Below are 870 nucleotides of genomic sequence, written 5' to 3'. Positions count from 1 at the left end.
TGGTCGCCTTGCTGGGCGCGACCGGGCGGGTGGTCGCCTTGCGTAGGGCGAGTCCCGTTCCGTGGTTCCCCTGGGGGACTCCGCCCCCCAGTCCCCCCGCCAATCTGATCGGGGGTCCAGCGCCGCTCGCGGGTTGATGGCACGCCTGCTGCGTTGGGCGGCTGCGCGTTTCGTAGGTGGTGCGGTTCGGGTGGGTTCCCGTCACAAGTCGCACCGGAGCGAGCCACATTCGGGAAGGGGCGTCAACTCGACGAAAAGCGTGTCGAGTTGACGCCCCTTCCCGAATGCGGCAAACGATCAGGCACGACTCGTGACGGGAACCCACCGGAACCGCACGGAAAAGCGGCTCGCCTTCGGCTTCGCGGGTGTTCACTCATTGGTGTACATATATCGTGGTTATCATTTTGTGATCTTGCGGTAGACTGGAACACGTGACCGAAAACCGACTTCTTCCCACCGATGAGCTGCTGCGCAGTTTCGTTGAGGATGTGACGGAGAGCCGGATTCGTGATGACAGGATTATGCGGACTATTGCCGAGTTGGGTCGGCGTGGGGCTGCGGCTGAGCTTGGGTACAAGCATTTGGCGAATGTGTTGCGTGATGCCGTTCGCTGGGATATCGGTGAGGCTCGGAAGTGGGTCGCCAACGCCGCGCTGCTCAATGGTGAGATCACGCCGACCGGCAGTGAGCTGGCTCCGGAGCTTCCGGTGACCGCCGAGGCGGTGGCCGAGGGTGCGTTGTCGGTCGGGCATGTGGCGGCGTTGGCGGAGGCGATGACGAAGCTGCCCGCTGAGGCCGAGGCCGTGATGGTGGACTTCGCGCGCGAGCACGTGCCCGCCGCGATCGCCAAGTTCGGCAAGGAGCTGGCCT

1 protein-coding gene is annotated in these 870 nt (G+C 64.4%); it reads left to right on the top strand.

Annotated features, from left to right (window positions below; genetic code table 11):
* Positions 1-431: 431 nt before the first annotated feature.
* The coding region (locus UK23_RS51890) for a DUF222 domain-containing protein (protein ID WP_156213354.1) at positions 432-870 on the top strand (439 nt) is incomplete at its 3' end.

Source organism: Lentzea aerocolonigenes (assembly GCF_000955955.1).
In the GTDB taxonomy this organism is placed as follows: Bacteria; Actinomycetota; Actinomycetes; order Mycobacteriales; family Pseudonocardiaceae; genus Lentzea; species Lentzea aerocolonigenes_A.
This window is presented reverse-complemented; position numbering and strand designations above follow the sequence as displayed.